Here is a 22,549-nt window from a genome sequence, read left to right on the forward strand (position 1 = left end):
GCTGTTCCTTGAAACGTTGTCCAGTCAAATCCGGTTCACGGAAAAAGGGGGGGGCGGGCCGGGGTCTCCGTCTCCGGTCGGCCGCCCCGGCGCGGCGTCAGAAGGTGTAGGAGGCGGAGAGCTTCCAGGTGCGGCCGTTGGCCGGATAGACGCTGTTGCCGAAAAAGCCGGTGGTCGCGTAGTGCTTATCGAACACGTTGTCGACGCTCACGATGAGAGTGAGGCCGCTCACGCGGCTCGGAGTGATTCGAATGCCGGTATCCAGGACGCCGAATCCGTCCAATCGGTTCGCCACATTTCTGAAATCGCTCCCGGAGCGCTGATTGCTGGTTGCGCGGAGGGTGGAGAACAGGGCAAGGTCTTCGATGATCGACCAGTCGCCATGCACGGTGAGAACGTGCTTCGGGACGAGCGGGATCTCATTTCCCGCATTCGGGCCTGCGTCAAACTCAGCGTTGACGAAGGTGTAGAAGGCCGACACGCTGGCGACTCCGGGGCGGCGCCACGAGAGGTTCGCCTCCATCCCGCGGCGGCGGGTGTCGTCGTAGTTATCATTCCTCCACGTCAGGGGGTTGTAGACGATCTCGTTCTGCAGGTCGAGTTGGTAGAGGCTCATGCCCACCTCCCATTCTTCGGTAAGACGGACGACCGCGCCCACCTCCTGATTGAGGCCGGTTTCGGGTTTGAGGCTGGCGACAACCGGGGTCGGCCCCCAGATATTGACCTGTTCATCGGCAAACGGCGCATGGTAGAGCGAGGCGGCTTGGGCGTAGAACTTGACCTGCTGCGACGGGCGGTAGAGCGCCGATGCGGAGAGGGCGTGTTCGGTGGCGGTCACATCGGGCAGCTCCGTTCCGTTGACAGAGGATTCGTTCGCGATCCGGTCGGCCCGCGCGCCGAGGATCAGGGAGAGCGTGTCGGAGAGGACCGTTTCGTTCTCCACATACCCGGCGAGCGAGAACCGGGTCAGATCAAACGCCTTGTTCGCGACGCCCCAGAGCGGGATCTCGGGATTATAGGCGTAGTTCATGGCCAGATCGTCGTGGCGGATATCGGCGCCGACCGTGATGCGGTTTTCGACTCCGGCGATCACGTAGCGGTCTGAATAGCTGGGAGAGAACGTCAGCCTGTCGAGGCCGCTGCCATAGTAAAACCAGTAGCCCCAGGCGCGGTAGTCGTTTTGGGAGTCGATCAGGCGGCGCGACGCGGCGACGTTGAGCCGCAGCCTGCCCTCTTCGCCGATGAGGACGGCATTGTCGAGCGCCAGCCCCCAGGATTGGGACGAGCCCTCATCGAGCGGGTGGGTGGATTGTTTGGGGTTGGCCCACATCTGCGGGTAGGTGAGCGCGCCGGGCATGCCGTAATCGCTCGTGTTGTAAAAGAGGGAGAGGGTGGAGGTGGCGCGCGCGTTCCAGTCCTTGCCGAGCGAGACGCGGGCGTCCGTGGTTTCAAAATCGCCGTTTTTGCGCCAGCCGTCGCTTTTGCGCCAGTTGGCGTCGACCGCATACCGGAGCGTGTTATCGAGGCGACCGGCGGTGCCGATCGCTCCGTCGAAGGTGTTTTCGGACCCGACGGCCGCCGAGACGGTGGTGGTTTGCTTGTCGGCGCCGGGGCGGGTGATAATGTTGATGACGCCGGCGCCTGCATTGTCGCCGTACAGGATCGTCTGGGCACCGTGGAGGACCTCGATCCGCTCGATCGATCCGAACGGGACGCGCAACAGGTTCGGAGCGGCCATGTCGAGGCTGTTCAGCCGTTCGCCGTTGACGAGGATCAGGGTGCGGCCGTGAGAGTTCTCGCCGAAACCGCGCATCGAGACTTCGGAGGAGCTGGGATTGCCGCCGAGTTTGCGGAAGTAGATCCCGCCGAGTTTTTCGAGCGCCTGGACCACGTCGGTCGCGCCGGACCGCTTGATGTCGTCGGCGGTGATGACGGTGACACCTGCGGCGATCTCGTCGGCCGACCGGCCGGTCCGGCTGGCGGTGACGATGATGGGGGCATTGGTGGCGGGGGCCTCCTCGGACTGTGCGGAGGCGGCGAATGCGACGCCAAGGGCGAGTGCGCCCGCGGCGGTGATGCGATGCAGGTTCATAACAGCTCCTCTGCCCCTCGGTCGGGGGCGGAAACAGAAAACGCGCGAAGCGCTTTCTGCTGTTCAGGAGACTGCCGTTCGCGTCTGACGCCCATCGAAGGGCTGGAGGGTCATGTCAAAAACCGGAAACCGCCGGTGCGCACAGTACCGCTCCCCAGGACGCGAAGGAGTCTTCCCACGTCTTGCGAACCGGCACGTCTTCTGGCTCACGGCTTCCAACCTTCGTCCAGCCTTCTCACCCGTTTGGGCAATGGCCTTTGGACGTTGTAACCGTTTACAGCGGCGCGACCGCGTCCGATTTTCACGAACTTCCGTTTGCCGATTCGCGCTTGAAACCGGGTCAGCGTATAGAAGGGGGAATGGGAAGTCAAGAGGAAACACGAATTTGCGCAATTTGCGCAATTTGTATCTACCCAGCGGGGCCGTTTGTGGTAAGATACACGCACTCAGAGAGGTCATTATGTCTTTTAAAAAACTGGTTTTTGCACTGATTCTGGTCTGTGGGCTTTCGGCGCAGGCTCAAATGGAGGCGAAGTCAAAGCCCGCACTGGCGTCGGTCTATCTGGTCAAGATCACCGACATGGTCAAAGAGGATTCGTACCAAGTGATGTCACGTGAAGAGGTCGCCGCGCTGCAGAAGGCGATCAACGAGGAGTCCCGCGTCTTTCCGATGGCCATGGCTGCAGTCAAGAAGGCGTGGGCCGAGGACGAATTGACAAAGGAGATGACATTCCCGGCGGGCGCGTTCAGTGTGCGGAAAATGCTCCCGCAGGGTCCTTTCTCTGCCGAACAGGCCGACAAGAAGATGGAACAGATGCAGGACCGGGAGTTCGCCGCTCAAGATCGGAAGAGGGACCAAGACAAGAAGGGTGGCGGCAAAGGCAAGAAGGGTAGCGACAAAGACAAGAAGGCGCAGACCAAGGAGGCTGAGAAGGATGCCAAACGCGAGACGGCGCTGCGGATGGCCCAGGAGCAATTGACGGCGAAGATAGAGGAGATGCTCAAGCGGGAGCGTCCGAAATCTGGGTTGTGAGTCGGGGTATCCGTCTGGAGTGTGCAATGGCCTTTCAACTAGCAGCATGGTCTCTGAAGCGGCGCAACCGGGCGGTGGAATCCTTCTTAAATCGTCCAGCCTTTGACGAGCGGGCGGAGGCAGCGGCGGCAGAGGTGCTGGCGGCGATCCGTCGTGAGGGCGAGTCGGCGGTTCTGGCCGCCGCGAAGCGGTTTCAGGGCGGCGTCGAGCTGACGGGGGCGGCGTTGAAGGTGACGGCGCCCGAGTTGCGCAAAGCCCTCCAGCTCATTCCGCCTGCTGAGGTCCAAGCCGTTTGCGAGGCGCATGCGCGGGTAACGGCGTTTGCACGGGCGGGGTTGCGCAAACCGTGGAAGATGCGGACTCCCGGAGGCGGATTTCTTGGCGAGCAGTTCACGCCGCTCGACCGGGTCGGTGTCTACATCCCAGGGGGCACGGCGCCACTGGCGTCGACGGCGGTCATGACCGCGACGCTGGCCCAGGTGGCGGGGGTGCGGGAGATTGTGGCCTGCACGCCGTGCGCGCCGGATGGATCGATCAATCCGGTGTTGCTGTTTGCGCTGAAGCTTTCGGGCGCGACGGAGATATACCGGATCGGCGGCATCCAAGCAATCGGACTGATGGCCTACGGCACGCGGCGGGTGCGGCCGGTGCAGAAGATCGTCGGCCCCGGCAACGCGTATGTCACCGCCGCCAAGCGCCAGGTCTATGGCGCGGTGGCGATCGATCAGGTGGCCGGCCCGAGCGAGATCGCGATTTTAGCCGATGCGACGGCTACCCCCGCCTGGGTGGCGGCGGATTTGCTTTCTCAGGCGGAGCATGGCAGCGGTTTGGAGAAGGCGCTGCTGGTGACGGACTGCGCAACGCTGGCCCGGGCGGTGGCGGTCGAGGTCACGCGCCAGACGGCCGAGCTCCCGCGACGCACGGCGGTCGAGGCCGTGATCGGCAGCGGCGGCATGCTGGCGGTGGTCGTGCCGGATCTCGATCAGGGAATGGAATTGTGCAACCGGTTCGCGCCGGAGCATTTTGAAATAATGACGGCCGACGCGCCGACGCGCGTCGCGGCCGTTCGCGCGGCGGGCGCGGTCTTTGTCGGCGCCTGGACACCCGAATCAGCGGGGGATTTCGTTGCCGGACCGAGCCACGTGCTTCCGACCGGGGGCGCGGCGCGAATGTTTTCGGGACTGACTGCGGATGATTTTCGGAGACGGACCAGTCTGGTGCGGTTCACCCGGCGCGATTTGGTCGAAACGCGCGGGGCAATCGAAACCTTCGGCGCCGTGGAGGGGCTGGACGCCCACGCGCGGGCGGCTTCGGTTCGTTTCGCAAAGGAATGAACTGAACGGAGTTTGTCCATGAACCGGTATGTGACACACGCGGTGCAGGCGCTGCACGCCTACACGCCGGGCGAGCAGCCTCAGGCGACAGGCATCGTCAAACTCAACACCAATGAAAACCCCTACCCGCCCAGTCCAGCGGTGGGCCAGGCGCTCGCGGCCTTTGATCCGGCGCGTCTGCGCCTCTACCCCGACCCGCTGTGCGTCGCGGTGCGCGAGCGGATTGCCGTCATGCACGGCTGTTCGCCGCAGCAGGTGTTTGTCGGTAACGGATCGGATGAAATCCTGGCCTTGTGTACGCGGGCGTTTGTAGAAGACGCCGGGACGGTCGGTTATTTCGATCCGTCATACTCACTCTATCCCGTTCTGGCAGACATCCGAAAGGCTGAGAAGCGGCCGGTCCGCTTGAGCGACGATTTTCGCTGGCAGATGCCCGCGCACTATCAGGCGTCTCTGTTTTTTCTGACCAATCCCAACGCGCCGACGAGCCTGTTATTTCCATGCGCGACCGTGGCGGCGTTTTGCACGTCGTTCGACGGGGTGGTGCTCATTGACGAGGCATACGCCGATTTTTCCCGAAGCAATTGCATGGCGCTGGCGGTGCGGGCGGAGAACGAAAACACGCTGGTGATGCGGACGCTATCGAAGGCGTTTTCGCTAGCCGGTCTCCGTTTCGGTTATGTCATCGGCCCCGAACCGCTGATCGCCGCGTTGTACAAAATCAAGGATTCCTACAATCTGGACGTGCTGGCCCAAGTGGCCGGACTGGCGGCGTTAAACGATCTGGAGCACATGCGGGCGAACGTGCGCCGCATCCAGGAGACCCGCTCGCGCCTCACGGCCGAACTGCGGCGTCGGGGATGGACGGTGCTGGACTCGGAGACCAACTTCCTTTTTGCACGGCCGCCGCAGGAGCGCGCGGTCGAATGCTTCGAACGGCTGCGCTATGCCGGCATCTATGTCCGCCATTTTCCAAACCCGCGCACGGCTGCCTATCTGCGCATCACGGTCGGAACGGACAGCCAGGTCGAAGCCTTTCTGCAACAGATCTCCGGCTGACACCGTTTTTTGGAAGAGCCCCATGCCACAGCAACGGACCACCGAAACCCTGAACCAGCGCAACCCCTCGTTCGACAACCGGCTGCGCCCCACGCGCTTTGAGGACTTCGTGGGGCAGGAACGGGTACGTGAGCGGCTGTTGCTGGCCGTGGAGGCGGCTAAGCGCCGCGGCGAGTCCCTCGATCACGTGATCCTCTCCGGACCACCCGGGCTGGGCAAGACGACGTTGGCTTACATTCTGGGTGAGGCCATGGGTGTACAAGTGAAGGCCACTTCGGGGCCGGTGATCGACAAGCCAGGCGATCTGGCGGGGCTGCTCACCTCGCTTGAACCGGGAGACATCCTCTTCATTGACGAGATACACCGGATGCAGCGGACCGTCGAGGAGTATCTCTACTCGGCGATGGAGGATTTTGTGATCGACATCATGATCGATCAGGGCCCAAACGCCCGGTCGGTGCGGCTCGACCTGCCCCGGTTCACGCTCGTGGGGGCGACCACACGCAGCGGCCTGATTTCCGCGCCACTCCGCTCCCGGTTCGGCCTCGCCAACCGGCTCGACTATTATCCGGCCGGGACGCTGCAAACCATCGTCATCCGGTCGGCCGCCCGCCTCGATGTGGCCATTGACGACGACGGCGCGCGGGAGATTGCCTCTCGGGCGCGCGGGACACCCCGCATTGCCAACAACCTCCTGCGCCGTGTTCGCGATTATGCCCAAGTCCGCGCCGACAGCTTCATCAGCCGCGTGGTCGCATCCGAGGCGCTGGCGATGCTGGAGATTGATCCGTTCGGTCTGGACGAAATGGACAAGCGACTGCTGGAGGCGCTGGCGGTCAAATTCGGCGGGGGCCCCGTCGGCCTCACCAATCTGGCCGTTGCGGTGGGAGAGGAACCGGACACGATCGAGGAGGTCTATGAACCGTACCTCATCCAAGAGGGGTATCTGGAACGCACATCCCGCGGCCGGATGGCGACCGATCTGTGCTACGCGCGCCTCGGGCTGTCGGCCGGCAATCGGAGACGCGCCCCCAACCAGCCCGAACTGCGGTTGTAGGCGGATCGCTCAATAGATGAGCGCTTCGGCACCGTACATCTGCTGGTAGAACAAGTAGATCAGAATTCCCGTCACAATGATGGATGCCGCGGCCGCGACAATAAAGACGGGATTGCACGTGTCGTCGGCCCGGCTCAGCATCTGTTCCGGCTGCAGCGGCGTCACAGCGCCGTCTGCTGTGGATTCACCCGAGGCGAGTGGCGCGGCGGAATCCATGCCGGGGCGCTTGACGCGAATCGTTCGTTTCTGCGTCAGGGGAACAGAACTGGGCATTGTCGCCAAAGGGCTCTCTGGCTCGGGCATCCGGGATGTCTTCCGCGACGGGGACGCCCCGGGAACAGCCGTGGTGAACCGCGGATTGGGCACGGGAACATGCGTGCCCGGTTGAACTGCGGGTACTTTCAAGGTCGGCATCTCGGACGGGCGCTTCAGCCGGATGGTTTTTGGCGCGCCTTCAACGCCTGCCTGCGCCACAGAAACTGGATCGGAGATGTCCGCCTGAGTGGCGCTGATCGCCGATTCCAGGGAAATGCGCGATGTTTTTGATTTCGCCGCCTGCATCTGCGGAGCGGACGGCGGTGGCGGGCCGGGTGGCAGCGGATTGGAGCCTGGGCGCGGTGTTTGTCCAACCGGTCCGGGAACACCCGGACGAACCATGCGGATGGTCTTTGGAGCGGCGGCCGTCGCCCGTGGAATGACGGGCACCAGAGGCTGGGCCGAAGCGGCTTGAACCTCAAGCAGCGTCGTAATGCCAGGACTGGACGCAGCCGGCTCTGGCTTGGGGAACGGCGACTCTTTCGGCGGGGGGGTCGGGGTTGGGGTCGTGTCCTGTTCTGCCATCGTGTGCCTCCGTTCTCACTGGCGGTCAGACCGCCATCACTTCCAGTTCCTTGTGCTTCAGATCGGTGTCAATCTGGCCAATATGCGCATCGGTCGATTTCTGAATTTCGGCAAACCCGGCGTCGCGGTCATCCTCTGTGACGGTGCCCTTCTTCTGCAGCGCCTTGACCGCATCATTGGCGTCACGCCGGACATTGCGGATGGCGACACGGGCCTCCTCGGACAACCGCTTGGCCACTTTAACGATCTCCTTGCGGCGGTCCTCGCTCAACTCGGGTATCGGCAACCGGATGACGCGGCCATCGTTGCGCGGGGTGACGCCCAGATTGGCCGCCAGGATGGCCTTCTCGATATCGGCAAGCGCGGTCGGGTCATAGGCATTGATCACGATCAGGCGCGGTTCGGGCGCCGAGATGCCGGCAATGTCGCGGAGCCGGGTCGGCGTCCCGTAATAAGACACCTGCACGTTCTCCACCAGCGCGGGCGACGCCTTGCCTGTGCGGAGACCGGCAAACTGCTCCTTCAACACCTTGACGGTGTTGTCCATTTTCTCTTCGGCATCCAGAATCACATCATCCACGGTTTCCATCACGGCCACTCCTCGTGAAACGACTCAGTCGTCGTCGGCGTCCGTCACCAGCGTGCCGATCTGCGCGCCGCAGACAATCCGTTCCAAAGCGAGTTTGTCAAAAAAATCGAACACTACGATGGGGATCTTGTTGTCCATGCACAAGGCAAAGGCGGCCGAATCCATGACCCGCAGCCGCATACGCAGTGCGACCTGATACGACACCGTCTCGTAGCGCACGGCGTCCGGGTGTGTTTTGGGATCGGCGGAGTAAACGCCGTCTACTTTGGTCGCCTTGAGCAGCACGTCGGCGCCCACCTCATTGGCCCGGAGCGCGGCAGCCGTATCGGTGCTGAAATACGGGTTTCCCGTGCCGCCTGCAAAAATGACCACCCGCCCTTTTTCCAGATGGCGAACCGCCTTGCGTTGGATAAAGGGTTCGGCCACCTGGGGCATGTCGATCGACGTTTGCAGGCGGGTCTCAAGTCCCACGTGCTCGAGGGCGTCCTGCAAGGCCAGCCCATTGATGATGGTCGCCAGCATGCCCATATAGTCGCCCGTGGTCCGGGCGAGACCGCTGGCTGCACCGGAGGCCCCCCGGAAAATATTCCCGCCGCCGAGCACTACCGCAATCTGGACGCCCAGTTCGGATAGTCGCCGCACGCGCTGGGCGACATCCGCCACAACCGCAGGCGCGATGCACTCGCCGGTTTCGGAGTTACCCAGCACTTCGCCGCTCAGCTTCAGCAAAATGCGTTTGTAACGAACCTCAGATTTTCGCTCTTGGGCCAAACATCACCTCATCGCTTGTTTTATAAGGTGTCGCTAGGATAGCGGAAAACGGACGGCAGGACAATACGAAAAAACAAGGCGCAGCCCACATTGACACCTGCATGTCTTTTTGCTATGCTCCATCTTCAATTTGTGACGGTAGCCTAGACAGGAAGCACGCATGGCCATTCAAAAAAAGTCAGGACGCGACAAGCCCTCCAAACCGACTTCGGCTGCGGCGGCGAAAAGGGGGGATGGCGCGAAACCGATGGAACGGCGAGCCCCAGGCAAGCCGGGCGCGACCCTTCCCGCTGGCCGGAAAGCCCGGCCGTCAACGGCTTTACGGAAGCAGACAACGGCGTCCCCGGCGACTCGGAAGCCGGGGGTCGCTCGCCCGGCTCAATCCCCGGGCAATCAATCGGCTGCACCCCATCGCGCCCCGGTTAAGCCTGCTGCAAAACCGAGACCGGTTCCTTCCCCAAGTCAGAAACCGGCTGCGCCCCATCGCACCCCGGTGAAGCCCCCGGCAAGACCGGTCCCGTCTCCCGCCCCGCGCGTCCCGGAGAGAAAACGCCCTCACGGAGAGGTCAAATTTTCGAAGAAAGATCTGGATGGTTTTCGCAATCAATTATTCGCTCTGTACGAAGACCTGGCCGGGCAAATCGGCAAGATGCGGAAGAACGCCCTGAGACGTGACGACGAAGTCAACGTGGAAGAAGACGGGTCGGACGCCTTTGACCGACTGTTTGCGCTGGAACGGGCGGGGACAGAGCAAGAGACGATCAACCAGATCACGAATGCGCTCCGCGCCATCCGAGAGGGCGCCTACGGCGTGTGCGACGCCTGCGGCGGTTTGATTGAGAAGGCCCGTCTTCAGGCGTTGCCGTTTGTGAAAAACTGCATGGTCTGCCAGTCGGAGATGGAACGTCACCACACACGGGGCGCCGCCGTCGCGCGCAGGATGATTCCGTGATCGCCCGCGCGCTGGCCGTCATGGGATTGATCATCGCCGCCGATCAGTGGAGCAAGGTTCTGGTCTTGCGCGTGTTTCCCGCGACGGGTGACGGGGCCGTGCTGCTCCCTGGCATTTTTGACCTTCGTCATGTGCAGAATGCCGGAGCGGCTTGGGGCATGCTCCAGGGCCGGCAGGCCCTGCTGATCGCCTGTGCGGTTGCGGCGCTGGTGTGGATGACCCTGCAAATGAGACGCACGTTTCTCCCTCTTCGTTTCGGATGGGTGACTTGGGGGCTGCTGACCGGGGGCATCATCGGCAACGTGATCGACCGGGTGTGGCGCGGGGTTGTCATCGATTTTATCGACTTTCACTGCATCCGATTTCCCACATTCAACGTGGCCGACATGGCCATCTCAGTGGGCGTCGCGAGCTTGATCCTCTCGCAATGGCTGCACGAACGGAAGCACAAACACTCCGTACTGGAAGGCTGAGGGCGCAATGAAAGGGATGCAGGCTGTGAAGCGGGGTGTCGGGGCCATACGCGGCGCGTGCAGCAGTTATTTTCTGAGCCTGTTCGACTGGACCCCCGATGAGCGCCGGGTGGTGATGCTGGTCGCGGCGCTGTTTATTCTTGGTCTGGTCGTCCGGCTGCTGCGGGGGTGATCAGTCGCCGTCAAACGGGCAGAGGGTGATGGCGTTCACATACGGCAGTCCGGCCAGCCGGTCCAGAACGGCCTTGAACGACGGCTGGCGCGTCGTTCCGACGCACAACACCCCCCGTGAGCCGCAGTGGCGCTTGCCACGGGGGGTGTCGTCAAACCGCACGCTGGGATCAATCCGCGCGACCTGAGACCGGGTCAGGGCGTTGTCGGGGATGCAAAACATGTACGCCAGTCCGCCACCCGCCACGTCTGAGCCGTCACGAGGGGTGTCACTCAGGGCGCACAACTGCGGATCAATCACCAGAATCTCGGAGCGCACCGGCTGCTGAACACACCCCGCCGCCAGCCACGCACAGAGGACGGTCACGATCACCCAGGCGCTTGAACAACCTGCGGTTTGTGAGAAGACGGAACACATACAGGGGCTATTCGCCAACCTTCTTCGCTTGGGCGATCACCGCCAGACGCGCCCCAAGATCGTCGACCTGCGCCTTCAGCCGTTCGATCTGGCGCGGCATCGCCAGGGTGGCGACAAAAGCCCGCTTTGACTGGGCGGGGGCACCGATGACAAACTCGCCCGGCGGAACATCCTTGCTCACGCCAGACTGCGGCCCGATCTGCGCGCGGTCGCCGACGGTGATGTGTCCGGCAATGCCTGCCTGCGCCCAGATCATCACCCCGGAACCAATTTTTACGCTACCGGCGACACCGGTTTGTGCCACAATGCCGGTCGTGTCGCCGACCTGCACGTTGTGGCCAATTTGAACCAGATTGTCAATCTTGACTGCATGGCCGATCCGCGTGCGTCCAAAGCGCGCCCGGTCGATCGTCGTGTTCGCGCCGATCTCCACATCATCGCCCAACTCCACGATGCCCATCTGCGGAATCTTTTCCACACGCACGGATCCGCCCGCATCCTGCTCAACCGAATACCCGTAGCCGTCACTGCCGATGCGCACCCCGCTGTGCAGGATCACCCGGTCGCCAATCAGACAACCCTCGCGGACGGTCACCTGAGGGTAAATCAACCCGTCGCAGCCGATACGGGCGTGCGCGCCGATCCAACACTGCGCATCGATCCGGGTGCGATCCCCGATGCGCGCCTGATCCTCGATCACCACATACGGGCCGATGAAAACGTCCCGGCCGATGCTGACACCCTCGCCCAGCACCGCGGTCGGATGGATTCCGGGCTGGCGCGTCACGGGCTTCGGACAAAAAAGCGCGGCCAGGGTGGCGAATGCCTTGTTGGGATTGTCAACACGGATCAACGCGCGGCACGACCAGACCCCCTGCCAGTCTGCTCCGACCAGCACGGCCGATGCCTGCGTGTGAGCCATGAGCTGTTCATAGCGGGGATTGGACAGAAACGACACATCCCCCCGACGGGCGTCGTCGAGCGCCGACAGAGCGGCTATTTCCTCTGTGGCGTCACCCTCGACCGATCCCTTGAGCCATGCGGCGAGTTGGGCAACCGTCTGTGCCATTTCTCTTTCTCCACCAATCACGTGAAAAACCGGACTCGACCTCACCGCGGGGCGGGGTCGGTTTTCGCGGGCGCGGCCTCTTTTCCCGTCGCATCGTCCGGGACTACCGCGGCCGGGTCCACGCCCAAGGCCCGCAGCACATCGGCCGTGAGGTCCAGCGTCTCGTCATAATAAAGCACCGGCGCCGTGGGCAACACGATCGTGATCTTCTTTTCGTCGGCGATCGTCTTCACGACCGCGCGGATGGCGTCGGTCGTCCGTTTCAACAGCTTGCGCTCGCGCTCGTTTAACTGCATCCGGTGAAGGTCCTCCAACTGCTTCAACTCGTCGCTTTCGGCCTTAGCCTCGTCATATTTCTGCTTGGCGTCGGTCTCGGCCTTTTTCCTCGCCGCCTCACTGAGAACCGGACTTTGAATCGCCTGGGCGGCCTCCTCAAAGGCCTTGACGGCCTTGCTCACCTTGGCGGCCTTGATGTCACCCTCGCTCTTGAGGGTGGTGTAAACCTCCTCAATTGTTTTGCGGTCGCCGGCTGTGTTCGGGTGCAGTTTGACAACCCGTTCGAAATCAACCACGGCGATTTGCGCCGTCGCCGAACAGACGGTGGCCACTGCGGCGATTCCGATGATTTGGACCAGATTCATTCGCTTCATACGTCTCCTTTTCGGTCGGCTGTTCCGGACCATCCCTTATTCAAAACCAATCCAGAAAATGAACGCCTGCTCTTCTGTGTTGTCCGGCTGAACAATCGGCCGCGCGTAATCGACGCGGATCGGAAAACCGGGAATGTCGACGCGCAGACCGAAGCCGATACTCGCGGCGTAATCCGAAAAGCCGGGCGAGAAGGCATCGGCGTCCAGACTGCCCACATCAGCAAACGTGGCGAAACGCAGCGCCTTGAAGAGGGGAATCGTGTATTCCGCTGAAGCGAAGGACAGCGTCTGCCCGCCGATGGGGTGCCAGGTAACGCCGTCTGCCGTCACCTTCGGCCCCACGCTCCGGTATTCAAAGCCTCGAATGGTGCGGCCGCCGCCCAAGTAGAGCCGCTCGTTAAGCGGCACGTCATCCGCGCCGTACGCGTCAACCGTCTCCAACCGGGCCCGCAGACTCAGCACATGCCCGCCCTTCCACGGCAATTCATACCATTTGCGAATCTGGAAGCCCGTCTTATACACGTCGTACTCGCCGCCGAGAATCGAGCCGCCGACCTCGCCAAACACCGTGGTCTCCATGCCGCGGGTCGGCACGAACGGTTTGTTGCGGGTGTCGTGGGTCCAGTACATGCGCAACATGCTGTTGAGCCCGGATTCGGGATTGGCGTAAACGAACTCCGTCCCATCCGCAAAAGCATAGGCGTTGCCGTTCAGGAAGAGTACGTCATCCAGACTGACCTGCTCCAACGTCTGCTTGAAGCCGATTTTACCGACCTTGACCGGATACACGATGCCGACCGCTGCGCCGCTGCGCAAGTCGTCATATTCATCATAGCTGTTCATCCGGCGGTAGGCGTCGATCTGCAGCGCCATCGGACGATCAAACAGCCACGGCTGGATCCAGTTCGCCTCGATGGTCTGACGGTTGGAGCCGATCTCTGCGCCCAGGCGAGCCTTCTGGCCGCCGCCCGTGAAACTGGGCCAGTTGAGGATGTCGAAGTTGTTCTGCGAGACTTCAACAAAGCCCATGACGCTATCGATCGTCGAGAAACCAGCGCCGATCATGAAGTTGCCGGTGCGCTGCTCGGTCACGTTGACGACGAGATCCCGCACGGTGTTGGTTTCGGTCGCGACCAGCGATTCGCGCACCTCGCTGAAATAATTGAGGTTGCGCAGGCGGTTCACGCTGCGCTCAATCCGGACGGCATCAGCTTCGTCGCCGGGCATGACGAGGATCTCACGGCGGATGACCTTGTCCTGGGTGCGGGTGTTGCCGTTGATGACGATGTTGCGGAGCAAGACCCGCTCGCCTTCAGTGACCTGCAACTGGACATTGGCCACGCCGGGCGTTTCGGGCGGCGTGTCGATCGTCGTGCGCACAAAGGCGTCGACGTATCCGCGCGACGTGAAATACTCGCGCACCCGCTTGATCGCGGCGACGACCGGCGCGCCGGCATTTTCGCCGCTGCTGATCGCGGCAAATTTCTGAACCTGCTCAACCGGAAAGAGCGTCACGCCCTCAATGGCGAACGTGCCCAGCGTGTAAGAGGGCCCCTCTGTGATCTCATAAGCCGCGCGCACCTTCCGGGGGTTATCCGGAAGCGGCTCCAGCTTGACCGGCGCAATGGCAACGTCGAGATAGCCATGCTCGCGGTAGAGCGCCAGCATCCCTTCGCGTGCGTCCTCGAACTGCTGTTCATCATACATCCGATCGCTGAACCAGTTCCGGGGGTCCCACCAGTTGTATTGCTTGAAGACGCTCTTCAACGCGCTGGCCGAAAACACCGTGTTGCCTGTGAAGAGAAACCCCGACAGCACAATCTTCTCCCCCTCGGTAATGGTCACGGTGACGGTAACCGCCCCAGTGGCTGCGTCAACCGAACCGATCTGCCCCGTGACCTGCACGTTGGGGTATTGCCGCTTCATGTACTCATCGCGCACCTTGGAGCAGCGGACGCCGAGAAGCTGCTCGTCAATGTAGGCGCCCTCCTTCAGCCCGAGCCAGTCGCGCACCTTGGACCGGCTGACCGCGCTCATCCCCTGCACATCAACGGGAGCGGCCAGACGGAAACGACGCCGGACCACGTAGATCACTTTCACGCCGTTCTCAACCTCGGCGATTTCCACGCCGGCATAGGAGAAGCGCTGCGAGTCGTTCAGCCGGCGCACATCGTCAAATAAGACCGCCTGCGATAATTCGGCGCCTTTTTTTGAGCCGCACATCGTCAACACGTCGCTGGTGTCGGCAGTAAAGCCTTCCAACTGGCGCACCGCGACCTCTTGAATAACCTGGGCGCCCGCCGTAACGGCCGCCAACACTGCCACTGCCACCCATTTTGTCAGACGCATTCCCGTGCTCCTTTGTTGTTCCCGACAGACGGTCGCAACCTCCCGCCGCCGAAACCGGACATCCAGACCCGCATGAATTTTGACAGTGTACCGCATCAACCCCCGTTGCGTCCAATCGGAAATAACCGATCAGGCGCGCGGGGTCGTCTTGTACAGCCGGGTCATTTTGTCGCCAATGTCACGATAGGCGATGTCGGCGCCGTAGATCTCCTTGTACAGTGCGAGCGCGCGAGCGGTTTCACCTGCGGCTTCGGCGATTTCGCCCAGCTCAAAAAGCACCCGCTTGCGCGTCTCATCCATCGTGGGCACCTGCTCCAGGACCGTCTCCAATTGCATGGTGGCCAGATCGGTCTGACCTTTCTGCCGGAAGCAGCGTGCGAGGTAATAGAGCGCATCCGTGCGTTCCCGCGGACTCCGTTGCGCCAGTTGGAACTGCTGGATGGCATCGTCCCAGGCGCCTTTCTCGAAATGCTGCAGCCCCAATTCGTAACGCAACCGCAAGTCGTTCGGATAGCGGGCGACGCGGGCCAGCATGTCGTCAAATACAAACTGGTTGCGTTTCGCCTCAAGCGCACCCGCCTCCCCGGCGGCGCCCGCCTCTTTCAGCGCGGCGATCCGCGCGTCGAAATCGAGCGCCTTCAGTTCACTCAGCACACGATCCAGCTCGGGATCCGCAGTGTTGACCGCCAGCGCCTCTTCCGCCACCGCGATCGCCTCGGGATATTTCTTGTTCTGCCGGTACACGCGCAGGAGCGCACGGTAGGCATTGATGTTGGTGGCATCCTTGGCAATCGCGGCGCGCTGTTCTGCCACCAGCGTCTCCAAGTCATTGCCACCGACGACGGCCTTCGCCTGAATGTCCTGCGCCTTGGCCACGGCCTGATCCTTGATCAAGCTCCGATACGAATCCTGTGTGCCCGTCGTATCCTCCCAGCCGCCGCTTTGCATCGAGTCGTGGGCTTCTACATCCTTGAGCAGTTTGGCGGTTGCCGCGTCATGCGGCCGCAAGGCCACCACCCGTCCATAGACGCGCCGGGCCATGCGGAAATTGCCGACCTCGCTGTAGAGATCGCCCAGCTCCCGCAATAGAACCGCGTGATCGGGCGAGGCGTCCACCGCCAGTTCGAGCGTTGCCACGGCCGCGTCCAGCAGATTGGCCAGTCGCGCCGCGTTAACAAAGTGCGCCAGAAAGGCGGGATTCAACGGGTTGACAGCCATGAGCTTCTCGGCGGCCGCCAACGCCTGATCGGCCTTGCCCTGCCTCAACGCGAATTTTCCCGCGAGGTAGGCGGGCCATCCGGCCAGATCTGCGAGATGGCGCAGCAGCCCCTTTTTGCCGGTCTTCTTCACTCGCTGGATCTCGACGATGCGGAGAAACCGCCGGGCGCGGGCGAACGTGGGCGCCTCCACCACGCAGCGCGCCAGCAGATCGACCGCAATATCCAGATTGCCCCGCTCAAACGCCGAAAAACCCTTCTCAAAGAGCTTTTGCGTCACAGCGGGGATCGCATCCGTTCGCACCTCTGGCATGAAAAGCCTCTCGTGATTCAAACAGCAGGGGGTTATGATCCAAACCAATACCCGTTTTTCAGTATACCCTGAGCGCGCAAGATCAGCAATTCTATTTTTGCCCGGCGCGTTCTAATGTTCTACTTTTGGCCAGTCGGTCCTGCCGGCCAGCAGCAGGGCGGCGTTGCAGCCGCCGAATCCGGCGGAATTGGAGAGCACGAAGTCCAGCGCGACGGTTTGCGGGGCGGTGACCAGATTGACCGGACACGCGGGGTCGGCGGTCTCAAAATGGAGGGTCGGCGGAATCGTCTGGCGCAGCAGGGTGAGCACGGCAATCACGGCCTCGACCGCGCCGGCCGCGCCGAGCATGTGGCCGAGCGCCGCCTTGTTGGCCGTGACCGGAAGGCTGCGGGCGCGTGCGCCGAAAAGGGTCTCGATCGCTTGGAATTCAGTGACGTCGTTGGGTTTGGTGCCCGTGCCGTGCGCATTGAAATGGTCGACCGCATCCGGCGAAACGCCCGCGTGCAGGAGGGCCTCACGCATGACCTGCACAGAACCCGCGCCCAGGGGCGCGGGAGCGGTCATGTGAAATCCGTTGTTTCCGGTCGCCCAGCCGAGCAGGCGGGCGAGCGGCTCGGCTCCACGGCGGGCAGCCGAGGCGGCCGATTCGATGACCAGGGCCGCAGCGCCTTCGGAGAAGATCGTGCCGGAGCGGTTCAGGTCGAACGGCCGAACGACATCCGAGGTCATCGTGCGCAGCGAGCAGAGTCCCGACCAGGCGCAGCGTGAGAGGGCGTCGAAGCCGATCACCACAGCACGCTCCAGGTCCCCGCGGCTGATGCGTCCGGCGGCGTAGGCGATGGCGGCCGCCCCCGAGGCGCAGGAGAGCGACAGGGTGATCGGCGGACCTCCGAGGCCGAGGCTATCGGTGACACCACGGGTGACCGATCCGTGTGCGAGGCTGGCGCAGCGTGGGTCGGCGGCGGCACCAGCCAGCGCCTCCTCGCCTGTGTCGAGCGCGCCGAAATTCGAGGCGGCGATCACCGTTGCGCCATCGCCCGGCAGCAGACCCGCTTGCGCGACAGCTTCGGCGGCGGCGCCGCGGGCAAAGGCTTCGGCCAGGCTTGCGGGCGGCCGGGCGGCCTGCGGCGGCGCATAGCCGCGAATCAGCCCCGCGCGGGTGCAGGCCATCCCGCCCGTGTCAAAACGGTCCAGCGTCGAAATGCCGTCGGTGCCGGCCAGGAGCGCATCCCATAGACCCGCCACGGTCACGGCGACGGGGGTGACCGCGCCGAGGCCGGTGATCACGGGGGTTCGATCCGGTGTGTGTCGTGTGGGCATGTCAATCAGCGGCGAACAAAGGCATGGATGAGGCGGGCGAGTAGGGGCTGGACACGCTGCATCTCGGCGATGACCTCGGCGTGGGCGAGGGTTCGTCCGCCGGTTCCGGCGGCCATGTTGGTGACGCAACTGACGGCGGCGACGCCGATGCCAGCGGAATGGGCGACCATCGCCTCGGGCACGGTGGACATGCCGACGACATCAGCCCCGAGGGCGGCAAACGCGCGGATCTCGGCCGGCGTTTCGTAGGCGGGGCCGGGCGAGAAGACGTAGACTCCGTCTGTCAGGTCGCATCCGATCTCGGCGGCAGCGGCATGGAGCCGGGCGCGAAAGAGGGGGGTGTAAACGGCGGTCTGATCGGGGAAGCGCAGACCCCAGCCCGGAACGAGGGGCCCCGTCAGGGGAGAGAGGCCCGTGAGGTTGAGGTGGTCGGTGAGGACGAGAAGGCTGCCGGGGTTGAGCGCGGGGGTGATTCCGCCTGCGGCATTGGTGATCAACAGGGTCTGGCAGCCGAGGCGACGGATGAGCTCGACGGGCAGGACCACGGGCGTCCACCCGTGCCCCTCGTACCAGTGGCGGCGGCCGCAAAAGGCCACCACGCGCCGTCCGGCGAGCGTGCAGAGGAGAAGCTCGCCCGAGTGGCCCGACACCGTGCTGGCGCCGAGACCGGGGATGTCCGCATACGGGAGGCGCGCCAGAACACGTTCGGGCGCGAGCGCATCGCTCCAGCCCGACCCGAGGATCAGCGCGCAGTCGGGAACGCGCTCGCAGAATGCGGCCGGCAAGGCCTGAAAGGCCGCATTAAAAACGGCCGTATCCCGGTCGGGTGCCATGAAACCTCCTTCTAATGAATCACTTCGATATCCGCGCGCGCGGCGGTGACGGCCACCCCCATGCCGATCATTTCGACGGAGAGGATCACCCGCATCGAACTGGACAGGCTGCGAACGACCCCTTCGGCACCCTGGAGCGGGCCGGTGATGATCCGCACCCGCTGTCCCTGCTTCAACAGAACGACCGGCTTGAGATCGGGGGTGAGCGCCAGCGCCCGCCGGACCTGAACAAGGTCGCGCAGGAGCCGGAACGAACACGAGGGTTGGAGGAAGCGGACGACATGATTGGTCTGCAGAACCGGCAACCGCGTCTCCGGGGTCAGTGCAACGAAGAGATAGCCGGGGAAGAGCGGCAGGGTGACGGAGATTTTGCGGCGCTGGCGGACGCGGCTCACGGCCCGCAGCGGCAGATAATGCGGGATGGCATGAGCCGAGCACACAGCCGCGACCTTCTTTTCGGTGCGCGGCTTGAGAAACAGCACCTGCCAGTTTTCTAAAGATGATGCGTGGGGCATGGCGTCACGTGGCCTGACTCAACGACTGTCGGAGGGTGGGCTGAACAACACATGCGCCATGCGATCGAAACACGGCGCATCGATTCCTTACCGGGCTGCGCGCCTCGCCTTGACATATTCCACCAGTCCACCGCATGCGATCAGTTCCTTCATGAAAGGAGGGAAGGCCGCCGCCGTGAATGTTTTTCCGGTGGTTTTGTCGGTGATTGAGCCGCTGTCGAAATTCACCCAGACCGTGTGCCCCGCCTGAATGGCCGCAGCCGCTTCTGGACACTCGAGAATCGGCAGTCCGATGTTGATGGCGTTGCGGTAGAAGATACGCGCGAAGCTTTTGGCGATCACGCACGAGATGCCCGCCGCCTTGATGGCGATCGGCGCGTGCTCGCGCGACGAGCCGCAGCCGAAATTGGCGTCGGCCACGATCATGTCGCCCGTCTTCACCCGCTTCACAAACGTCGCATCGATGTCCTCCATGCAGTGCGCGGCCAGCTCCGCAGGGTCTGACGTGGTGAGGTAGCGGGCGGGGATGATCACGTCGGTGTCCACATTGTCGCCGTAGCGAAAAACCGTTCCTTCGGCAGTCATGGTCACAATCCTTTCCTCAAATTCCAGCAGATTAAACAAGCTCGTTGGCGTCGGTGATCCGTCCGGTAATCGCGGTGGCCGCAGCCACGGCGGGGTTGGACAGATACACCTCGGACTCGGGATGCCCCATGCGGCCGACAAAGTTGCGGTTGGTGGTCGCCATCGCCCGCTCACCCTTGGCCAAGACGCCCATGTGCCCGCCGAGGCACGGTCCGCACGTCGGCGTCGAGACGGCCGCACCAGCGTTGATGAAGATTTCCAACAGCCCTTCCTTCATGGCTTGGAGGTAGATTTTTTGCGTCGCCGGGATGATGATGCAGCGGACCCCCTTGGCGACGTGACGGCCCTTGAGCAGCCGCGCCGCGACGCGCATGTCGCTCAACCGCCCGTTGGTGCAGGAGCCGATCACCACTTGATCGATCGGCACTTGGCCCGAATCCCGGGCCAGACGGGTGTTGCTGGGCAGGTGGGGGAAGGCGACCGTTGAGCGGAGCGTCGCCAGGTCTACCTCGATCGTTTGGGTGTACGACGCATTGGCGTCGGGGGTGAATTCGGTGTACCGGGCGCGACCGACCTCGCTCAAAAAGTCGCGCGTCGCCTGATCGACCGGGAAGATGCCGTTTTTCGCGCCCGCCTCGATCGCCATGTTGGCGATGCACAGGCGGTCATCCACCGTGAGGGCATTCAGGCCGTCACCGGCATATTCCATCGACTGGTACAGCGCGCCGTCGACACCGATCAGGCCGATGATGTGCAAAATCACGTCTTTACCCGAGACCCAGGGGTCGGTGAACCGGTTCTTGAGCACGATGCGCATGGCTGAGGGCACCTTGAACCAGGCGGTGCCGAGCGCCATGCCCGCCGCCATGTCGGTCGAGCCGACGCCCGTCGAAAAGGCGCCGAGCGCGCCGTAGGTGCAGGTGTGGCTGTCCGCGCCGATTACGACATCGCCGGGGCCGACCAGTCCGCGCTCAGGCAGCAGGGCGTGTTCGACGCCGACATCGCCGGTGTCGAAAAAATTCGTGATGTTCTGCTCGCAGGCGAAGCAACGCAGAATCTTGCACTGCTCGGCGGCTTTGATGTCCTTGTTCGGCGTGAAGTGGTCGGGAACCAGCGCCACCTTGTCCTTGTCAAAGACACGGGCCACGCCGGTCTTGGCGAACTCCCGGATCGCCACCGGCGCGGTGATGTCGTTGCCCAGCACGAGATCGAGCTTCGCCTCGATCAACTGCCCCGCCTCAACGCGGGGCAACCCCGCCGCGCGGGCGAGGATTTTCTGTGTCATGGTCATCAGATCTCTCCTAGTGGACATTCTCACTTAACACTACATTGATCGCCGCCAGATAGGCCCGGAGGCTGCCCTCGATAATGTCGGTCGAAAGGCCGTTGCCGTGGTACACCCGTGCGCCGTGGCGCACCTTGACGTTGGTTTCGCCCTGCGCGTCCGCGTCATCGGTGACCGCAGAGAGCGTGAAGGCTTCGAGCTTCAACTCCAGGCCGAGAAGGGCATTGACCGCCCTGAACGCCGCATCGATCGGCCCCGAGCCAACGGCCACATGCTCGACGGCCTTGCCGTCCAGGATGAGGCGCACCGACGCCGTGCTGGTGATCGTGTTACCGGAATTGACCACGAAGCGGTCGAGCGTGACGCGCTCTTCGACCTGCGTCTCCAGACCGCGGGCGAGCGCCTCGATGTCGGCATCGGAAACCACCTTCTTGCGGTCCGCCAGCGCCTTGAAATCGGCAAACAGCCGTTTGATGTGCTCGGCGTCAAAATGAAAGCCCCGCTCCTGCAGACGTTGTTCGAAGGCGTGGCGGCCAGAATGCTTGCCCAGCACCATCTTGCTGCGGGGAATGCCGATCGACTCGGGCGTCATGATTTCGTAGGTCGTCGCGTTCATCATTACGCCGTGCTGGTGGATGCCGGCCTCGTGGGCGAAGGCGTTCTCGCCGACAACCGCCTTGTTGGCCTGCACCCGGCTGCCGGTGACGGTCTGCACGCATTTGCTCGCGGCGTAAATCTTCGTGGTGTCGATGCCGTGGGTGGCCTGGAACAGATCGGCGCGCGTCTGCAGCGCCATGACGACCTCTTCCAGCGCGGCGTTGCCCGCCCGTTCGCCAATGCCGTTCACCGTCGCCTCGACCTGCCCCGCCCCCTCGGCCACCGCAGCCAGCGAGTTGGCGACAGCCAGCCCCAGATCGTTGTGGCAGTGCACCGCAATCACGGCCTGGTCGATGTTGGGCACCGACTGGCGGATGCTGCGAATCAGGGCGCCAAATTGATGCGGAATGGCATAGCCGACCGTATCGGGGATGTTGACGGTGGTCGCGCCAGCCCGGATCACCCCTTCGATCACCCGGTACATAAAGGCCGGGTCTGAGCGGGAGGCGTCCTCAAGGGAAAACTGCACGTCGTCGCATAGATTGCGGGCGTATGCCACCATCGCCACGGCTTGCTCAAAGACTTGGTCGGGCGTCAGGCGCAGCTTGTAGCGCATGTGGATCGGCGACGTGGCCAGAAAGGTGTGGATGCGCGGCCGCTGGGCGTCCTTGACCGCCTGCCAGGTCGCGTCGATGTCCGCAGGCAATGCGCGGCAGAGGCTGGCCACGACCGGCCCCTTGACCAGCCGGGCAATCGCCTGGACCGAACCGAAATCGCCGGGGGACGAAGCGGCAAAGCCGGCCTCGATCACGTCCACCCGCAGACTCTCCAGATGCGCCGCTACGACCAGCTTGTCTTTGAGATTCATGCTGCAGCCCGGTGACTGCTCGCCGTCCCGCAGGGTCGTGTCAAAGAAACGAATCACCCGCTGTGTGCTCTCCTCGCTCATGGCTCCGTTCCTTTCCTCCGCTCGGCGGGCCAGCCGCCCCAGCAAGCGGAAAGTGTGCCATAGAGACAGCGGCGACGC

At 63.2% G+C, this 22,549-nt stretch carries 21 protein-coding genes and 1 riboswitch; of the genes, 6 read left to right on the plus strand and 15 right to left on the minus strand.

Annotated elements, in window-relative coordinates; translation table 11 throughout:
• Positions 1-97 precede the first annotated feature (97 nt).
• Positions 98-2,092, minus strand: coding sequence for a TonB-dependent receptor (locus FJ222_05450; protein ID MBM4163868.1), 1,995 nt, complete (start codon positions 2,090-2,092; stop codon positions 98-100).
• A 173-nt stretch (positions 2,093-2,265) separates the two neighbouring features.
• A riboswitch (cobalamin riboswitch) is annotated at positions 2,266-2,447 on the minus strand.
• A 30-nt stretch (positions 2,448-2,477) separates the two neighbouring features.
• Between FJ222_05450 and FJ222_05455 the strand changes: the two genes are divergently transcribed.
• The 4 genes from FJ222_05455 to ruvB are packed head-to-tail and all read left to right on the plus strand — an operon-like array spanning position 2,478 to position 6,575.
• Entirely contained in the window at positions 2,478-3,125 is a 648-nt protein-coding gene (locus FJ222_05455; protein ID MBM4163869.1) for a hypothetical protein, read from the plus strand.
• Positions 3,126-3,151: 26 nt separating this feature from the next.
• Positions 3,152-4,459 (plus strand): histidinol dehydrogenase, encoded by a 1,308-nt coding sequence (gene hisD, locus FJ222_05460; protein MBM4163870.1) that lies wholly within the window; start codon positions 3,152-3,154, stop codon positions 4,457-4,459.
• 18 nt (positions 4,460-4,477) lie between these two features.
• Positions 4,478-5,518 (plus strand): histidinol-phosphate transaminase, encoded by a 1,041-nt coding sequence (hisC, locus tag FJ222_05465; GenBank protein MBM4163871.1) that lies wholly within the window; start codon positions 4,478-4,480, stop codon positions 5,516-5,518.
• A 22-nt stretch (positions 5,519-5,540) separates the two neighbouring features.
• Positions 5,541-6,575, plus strand: coding sequence for a Holliday junction branch migration DNA helicase RuvB (ruvB, locus tag FJ222_05470; protein ID MBM4163872.1), 1,035 nt, complete (start codon positions 5,541-5,543; stop codon positions 6,573-6,575).
• A 9-nt stretch (positions 6,576-6,584) separates the two neighbouring features.
• On the opposite strand, the gene FJ222_05475 is transcribed toward ruvB, so the two are convergent.
• From FJ222_05475 to FJ222_05485, 3 genes are read right to left on the minus strand one after another with little or no spacing between them, the layout of a single operon-like run.
• Complete coding sequence (locus FJ222_05475) at positions 6,585-7,415, minus strand: hypothetical protein (GenBank protein MBM4163873.1); 831 nt, start codon at positions 7,413-7,415, stop codon at positions 6,585-6,587.
• A gap of 25 nt (positions 7,416-7,440) precedes the next feature.
• Positions 7,441-8,004, minus strand: a complete 564-nt coding sequence (locus FJ222_05480) for a ribosome recycling factor (protein ID MBM4163874.1) — start codon at positions 8,002-8,004, stop codon at positions 7,441-7,443.
• A 24-nt stretch (positions 8,005-8,028) separates the two neighbouring features.
• A complete protein-coding gene (locus FJ222_05485; GenBank protein ID MBM4163875.1) occupies positions 8,029-8,775 on the minus strand; it encodes a UMP kinase in 747 nt (248 codons plus the stop codon).
• Positions 8,776-8,935: 160 nt separating this feature from the next.
• Here FJ222_05485 and FJ222_05490 point away from each other — a divergent pair, with 160 nt between their 5' ends.
• Both FJ222_05490 and lspA read left to right on the plus strand, forming a co-directional pair.
• Positions 8,936-9,727: a hypothetical protein gene (locus FJ222_05490; protein MBM4163876.1), complete on the plus strand. Its 792-nt coding sequence runs from the start codon at positions 8,936-8,938 to the stop codon at positions 9,725-9,727.
• Positions 9,724-10,200 carry a signal peptidase II gene (lspA, locus tag FJ222_05495; protein ID MBM4163877.1) on the plus strand — a complete coding sequence of 159 codons (477 nt, stop codon included), beginning with the start codon at positions 9,724-9,726 and terminating at the stop codon, positions 10,198-10,200. The genes FJ222_05490 and lspA overlap by 4 nt, the downstream gene beginning before the upstream one ends.
• Before the next feature lie 172 nt (positions 10,201-10,372).
• Here lspA and FJ222_05500 read toward each other — a convergent pair whose 3' ends face one another.
• The 11 genes from FJ222_05500 to FJ222_05550 form a co-directional block, all read right to left on the minus strand.
• A complete protein-coding gene (locus FJ222_05500) occupies positions 10,373-10,744 on the minus strand; it encodes a hypothetical protein (GenBank protein ID MBM4163878.1) in 372 nt (123 codons plus the stop codon).
• 52 nt (positions 10,745-10,796) lie between these two features.
• The gene (gene lpxD, locus FJ222_05505) at positions 10,797-11,858 is read right to left on the minus strand and encodes a UDP-3-O-(3-hydroxymyristoyl)glucosamine N-acyltransferase (protein ID MBM4163879.1); all 1,062 of its coding nucleotides are present in this window, start codon (positions 11,856-11,858) and stop codon (positions 10,797-10,799) included.
• 41 nt (positions 11,859-11,899) lie between these two features.
• Complete coding sequence (locus tag FJ222_05510) at positions 11,900-12,541, minus strand: OmpH family outer membrane protein (protein ID MBM4163880.1); 642 nt, start codon at positions 12,539-12,541, stop codon at positions 11,900-11,902.
• 3 nt (positions 12,542-12,544) lie between these two features.
• Positions 12,545-14,953 (minus strand): outer membrane protein assembly factor BamA, encoded by a 2,409-nt coding sequence (gene bamA / locus FJ222_05515; protein MBM4163881.1) that lies wholly within the window; start codon positions 14,951-14,953, stop codon positions 12,545-12,547.
• Between the two features lie 33 nt (positions 14,954-14,986).
• Entirely contained in the window at positions 14,987-16,387 is a 1,401-nt protein-coding gene (locus FJ222_05520) for a tetratricopeptide repeat protein (protein ID MBM4163882.1), read from the minus strand.
• 111 nt (positions 16,388-16,498) lie between these two features.
• Positions 16,499-17,707, minus strand: coding sequence for a beta-ketoacyl-ACP synthase (locus FJ222_05525; GenBank protein MBM4163883.1), 1,209 nt, complete (start codon positions 17,705-17,707; stop codon positions 16,499-16,501).
• Positions 17,708-17,712: 5 nt separating this feature from the next.
• Complete coding sequence (locus FJ222_05530) at positions 17,713-18,540, minus strand: purine-nucleoside phosphorylase (GenBank protein MBM4163884.1); 828 nt, start codon at positions 18,538-18,540, stop codon at positions 17,713-17,715.
• 11 nt (positions 18,541-18,551) lie between these two features.
• Complete coding sequence (locus FJ222_05535; GenBank protein MBM4163885.1) at positions 18,552-19,055, minus strand: hypothetical protein; 504 nt, start codon at positions 19,053-19,055, stop codon at positions 18,552-18,554.
• An 87-nt stretch (positions 19,056-19,142) separates the two neighbouring features.
• The gene (locus FJ222_05540) at positions 19,143-19,640 is read right to left on the minus strand and encodes a 3-isopropylmalate dehydratase small subunit (GenBank protein ID MBM4163886.1); all 498 of its coding nucleotides are present in this window, start codon (positions 19,638-19,640) and stop codon (positions 19,143-19,145) included.
• A gap of 31 nt (positions 19,641-19,671) precedes the next feature.
• Complete coding sequence (leuC, locus tag FJ222_05545) at positions 19,672-20,931, minus strand: 3-isopropylmalate dehydratase large subunit (GenBank protein ID MBM4163887.1); 1,260 nt, start codon at positions 20,929-20,931, stop codon at positions 19,672-19,674.
• Between the two features lie 10 nt (positions 20,932-20,941).
• A complete protein-coding gene (locus tag FJ222_05550; protein MBM4163888.1) occupies positions 20,942-22,471 on the minus strand; it encodes a 2-isopropylmalate synthase in 1,530 nt (509 codons plus the stop codon).
• Positions 22,472-22,549: the final 78 nt, after the last annotated feature.

The organism is Lentisphaerota bacterium (assembly GCA_016873675.1).
GTDB lineage: Bacteria > Verrucomicrobiota > Kiritimatiellia > RFP12 > JAAYNR01 > VGWG01.

Bases quoted from the DNA above. Each gene is read 5' to 3' on its own strand.
- FJ222_05480 (MBM4163874.1), bottom strand. From the start codon at position 8,004: ATGGAAACCGTGGATGATGTGATTCTGGATGCCGAAGAGAAAATGGAC.
- FJ222_05475 (MBM4163873.1), bottom strand. From the start codon at position 7,415: ATGGCAGAACAGGACACGACCCCAACCCCGACCCCCCCGCCGAAAGAG.
- lpxD (MBM4163879.1), bottom strand. From the start codon at position 11,858: ATGGCACAGACGGTTGCCCAACTCGCCGCATGGCTCAAGGGATCGGTC.
- FJ222_05520 (MBM4163882.1), bottom strand. From the start codon at position 16,387: ATGCCAGAGGTGCGAACGGATGCGATCCCCGCTGTGACGCAAAAGCTC.
- FJ222_05525 (MBM4163883.1), bottom strand. From the start codon at position 17,707: ATGCCCACACGACACACACCGGATCGAACCCCCGTGATCACCGGCCTC.
- FJ222_05510 (MBM4163880.1), bottom strand. From the start codon at position 12,541: ATGGTCCGGAACAGCCGACCGAAAAGGAGACGTATGAAGCGAATGAAT.
- hisD (MBM4163870.1), top strand. From the start codon at position 3,152: ATGGCCTTTCAACTAGCAGCATGGTCTCTGAAGCGGCGCAACCGGGCG.
- FJ222_05530 (MBM4163884.1), bottom strand. From the start codon at position 18,540: ATGGCACCCGACCGGGATACGGCCGTTTTTAATGCGGCCTTTCAGGCC.
- FJ222_05550 (MBM4163888.1), bottom strand. From the start codon at position 22,471: ATGAGCGAGGAGAGCACACAGCGGGTGATTCGTTTCTTTGACACGACC.
- hisC (MBM4163871.1), top strand. From the start codon at position 4,478: ATGAACCGGTATGTGACACACGCGGTGCAGGCGCTGCACGCCTACACG.
- FJ222_05535 (MBM4163885.1), bottom strand. From the start codon at position 19,055: ATGCCCCACGCATCATCTTTAGAAAACTGGCAGGTGCTGTTTCTCAAG.
- leuC (MBM4163887.1), bottom strand. From the start codon at position 20,931: ATGACCATGACACAGAAAATCCTCGCCCGCGCGGCGGGGTTGCCCCGC.
- FJ222_05490 (MBM4163876.1), top strand. From the start codon at position 8,936: ATGGCCATTCAAAAAAAGTCAGGACGCGACAAGCCCTCCAAACCGACT.
- ruvB (MBM4163872.1), top strand. From the start codon at position 5,541: ATGCCACAGCAACGGACCACCGAAACCCTGAACCAGCGCAACCCCTCG.
- bamA (MBM4163881.1), bottom strand. From the start codon at position 14,953: ATGCGGTACACTGTCAAAATTCATGCGGGTCTGGATGTCCGGTTTCGG.
- FJ222_05450 (MBM4163868.1), bottom strand. From the start codon at position 2,092: ATGAACCTGCATCGCATCACCGCCGCGGGCGCACTCGCCCTTGGCGTC.
- FJ222_05540 (MBM4163886.1), bottom strand. From the start codon at position 19,640: ATGACTGCCGAAGGAACGGTTTTTCGCTACGGCGACAATGTGGACACC.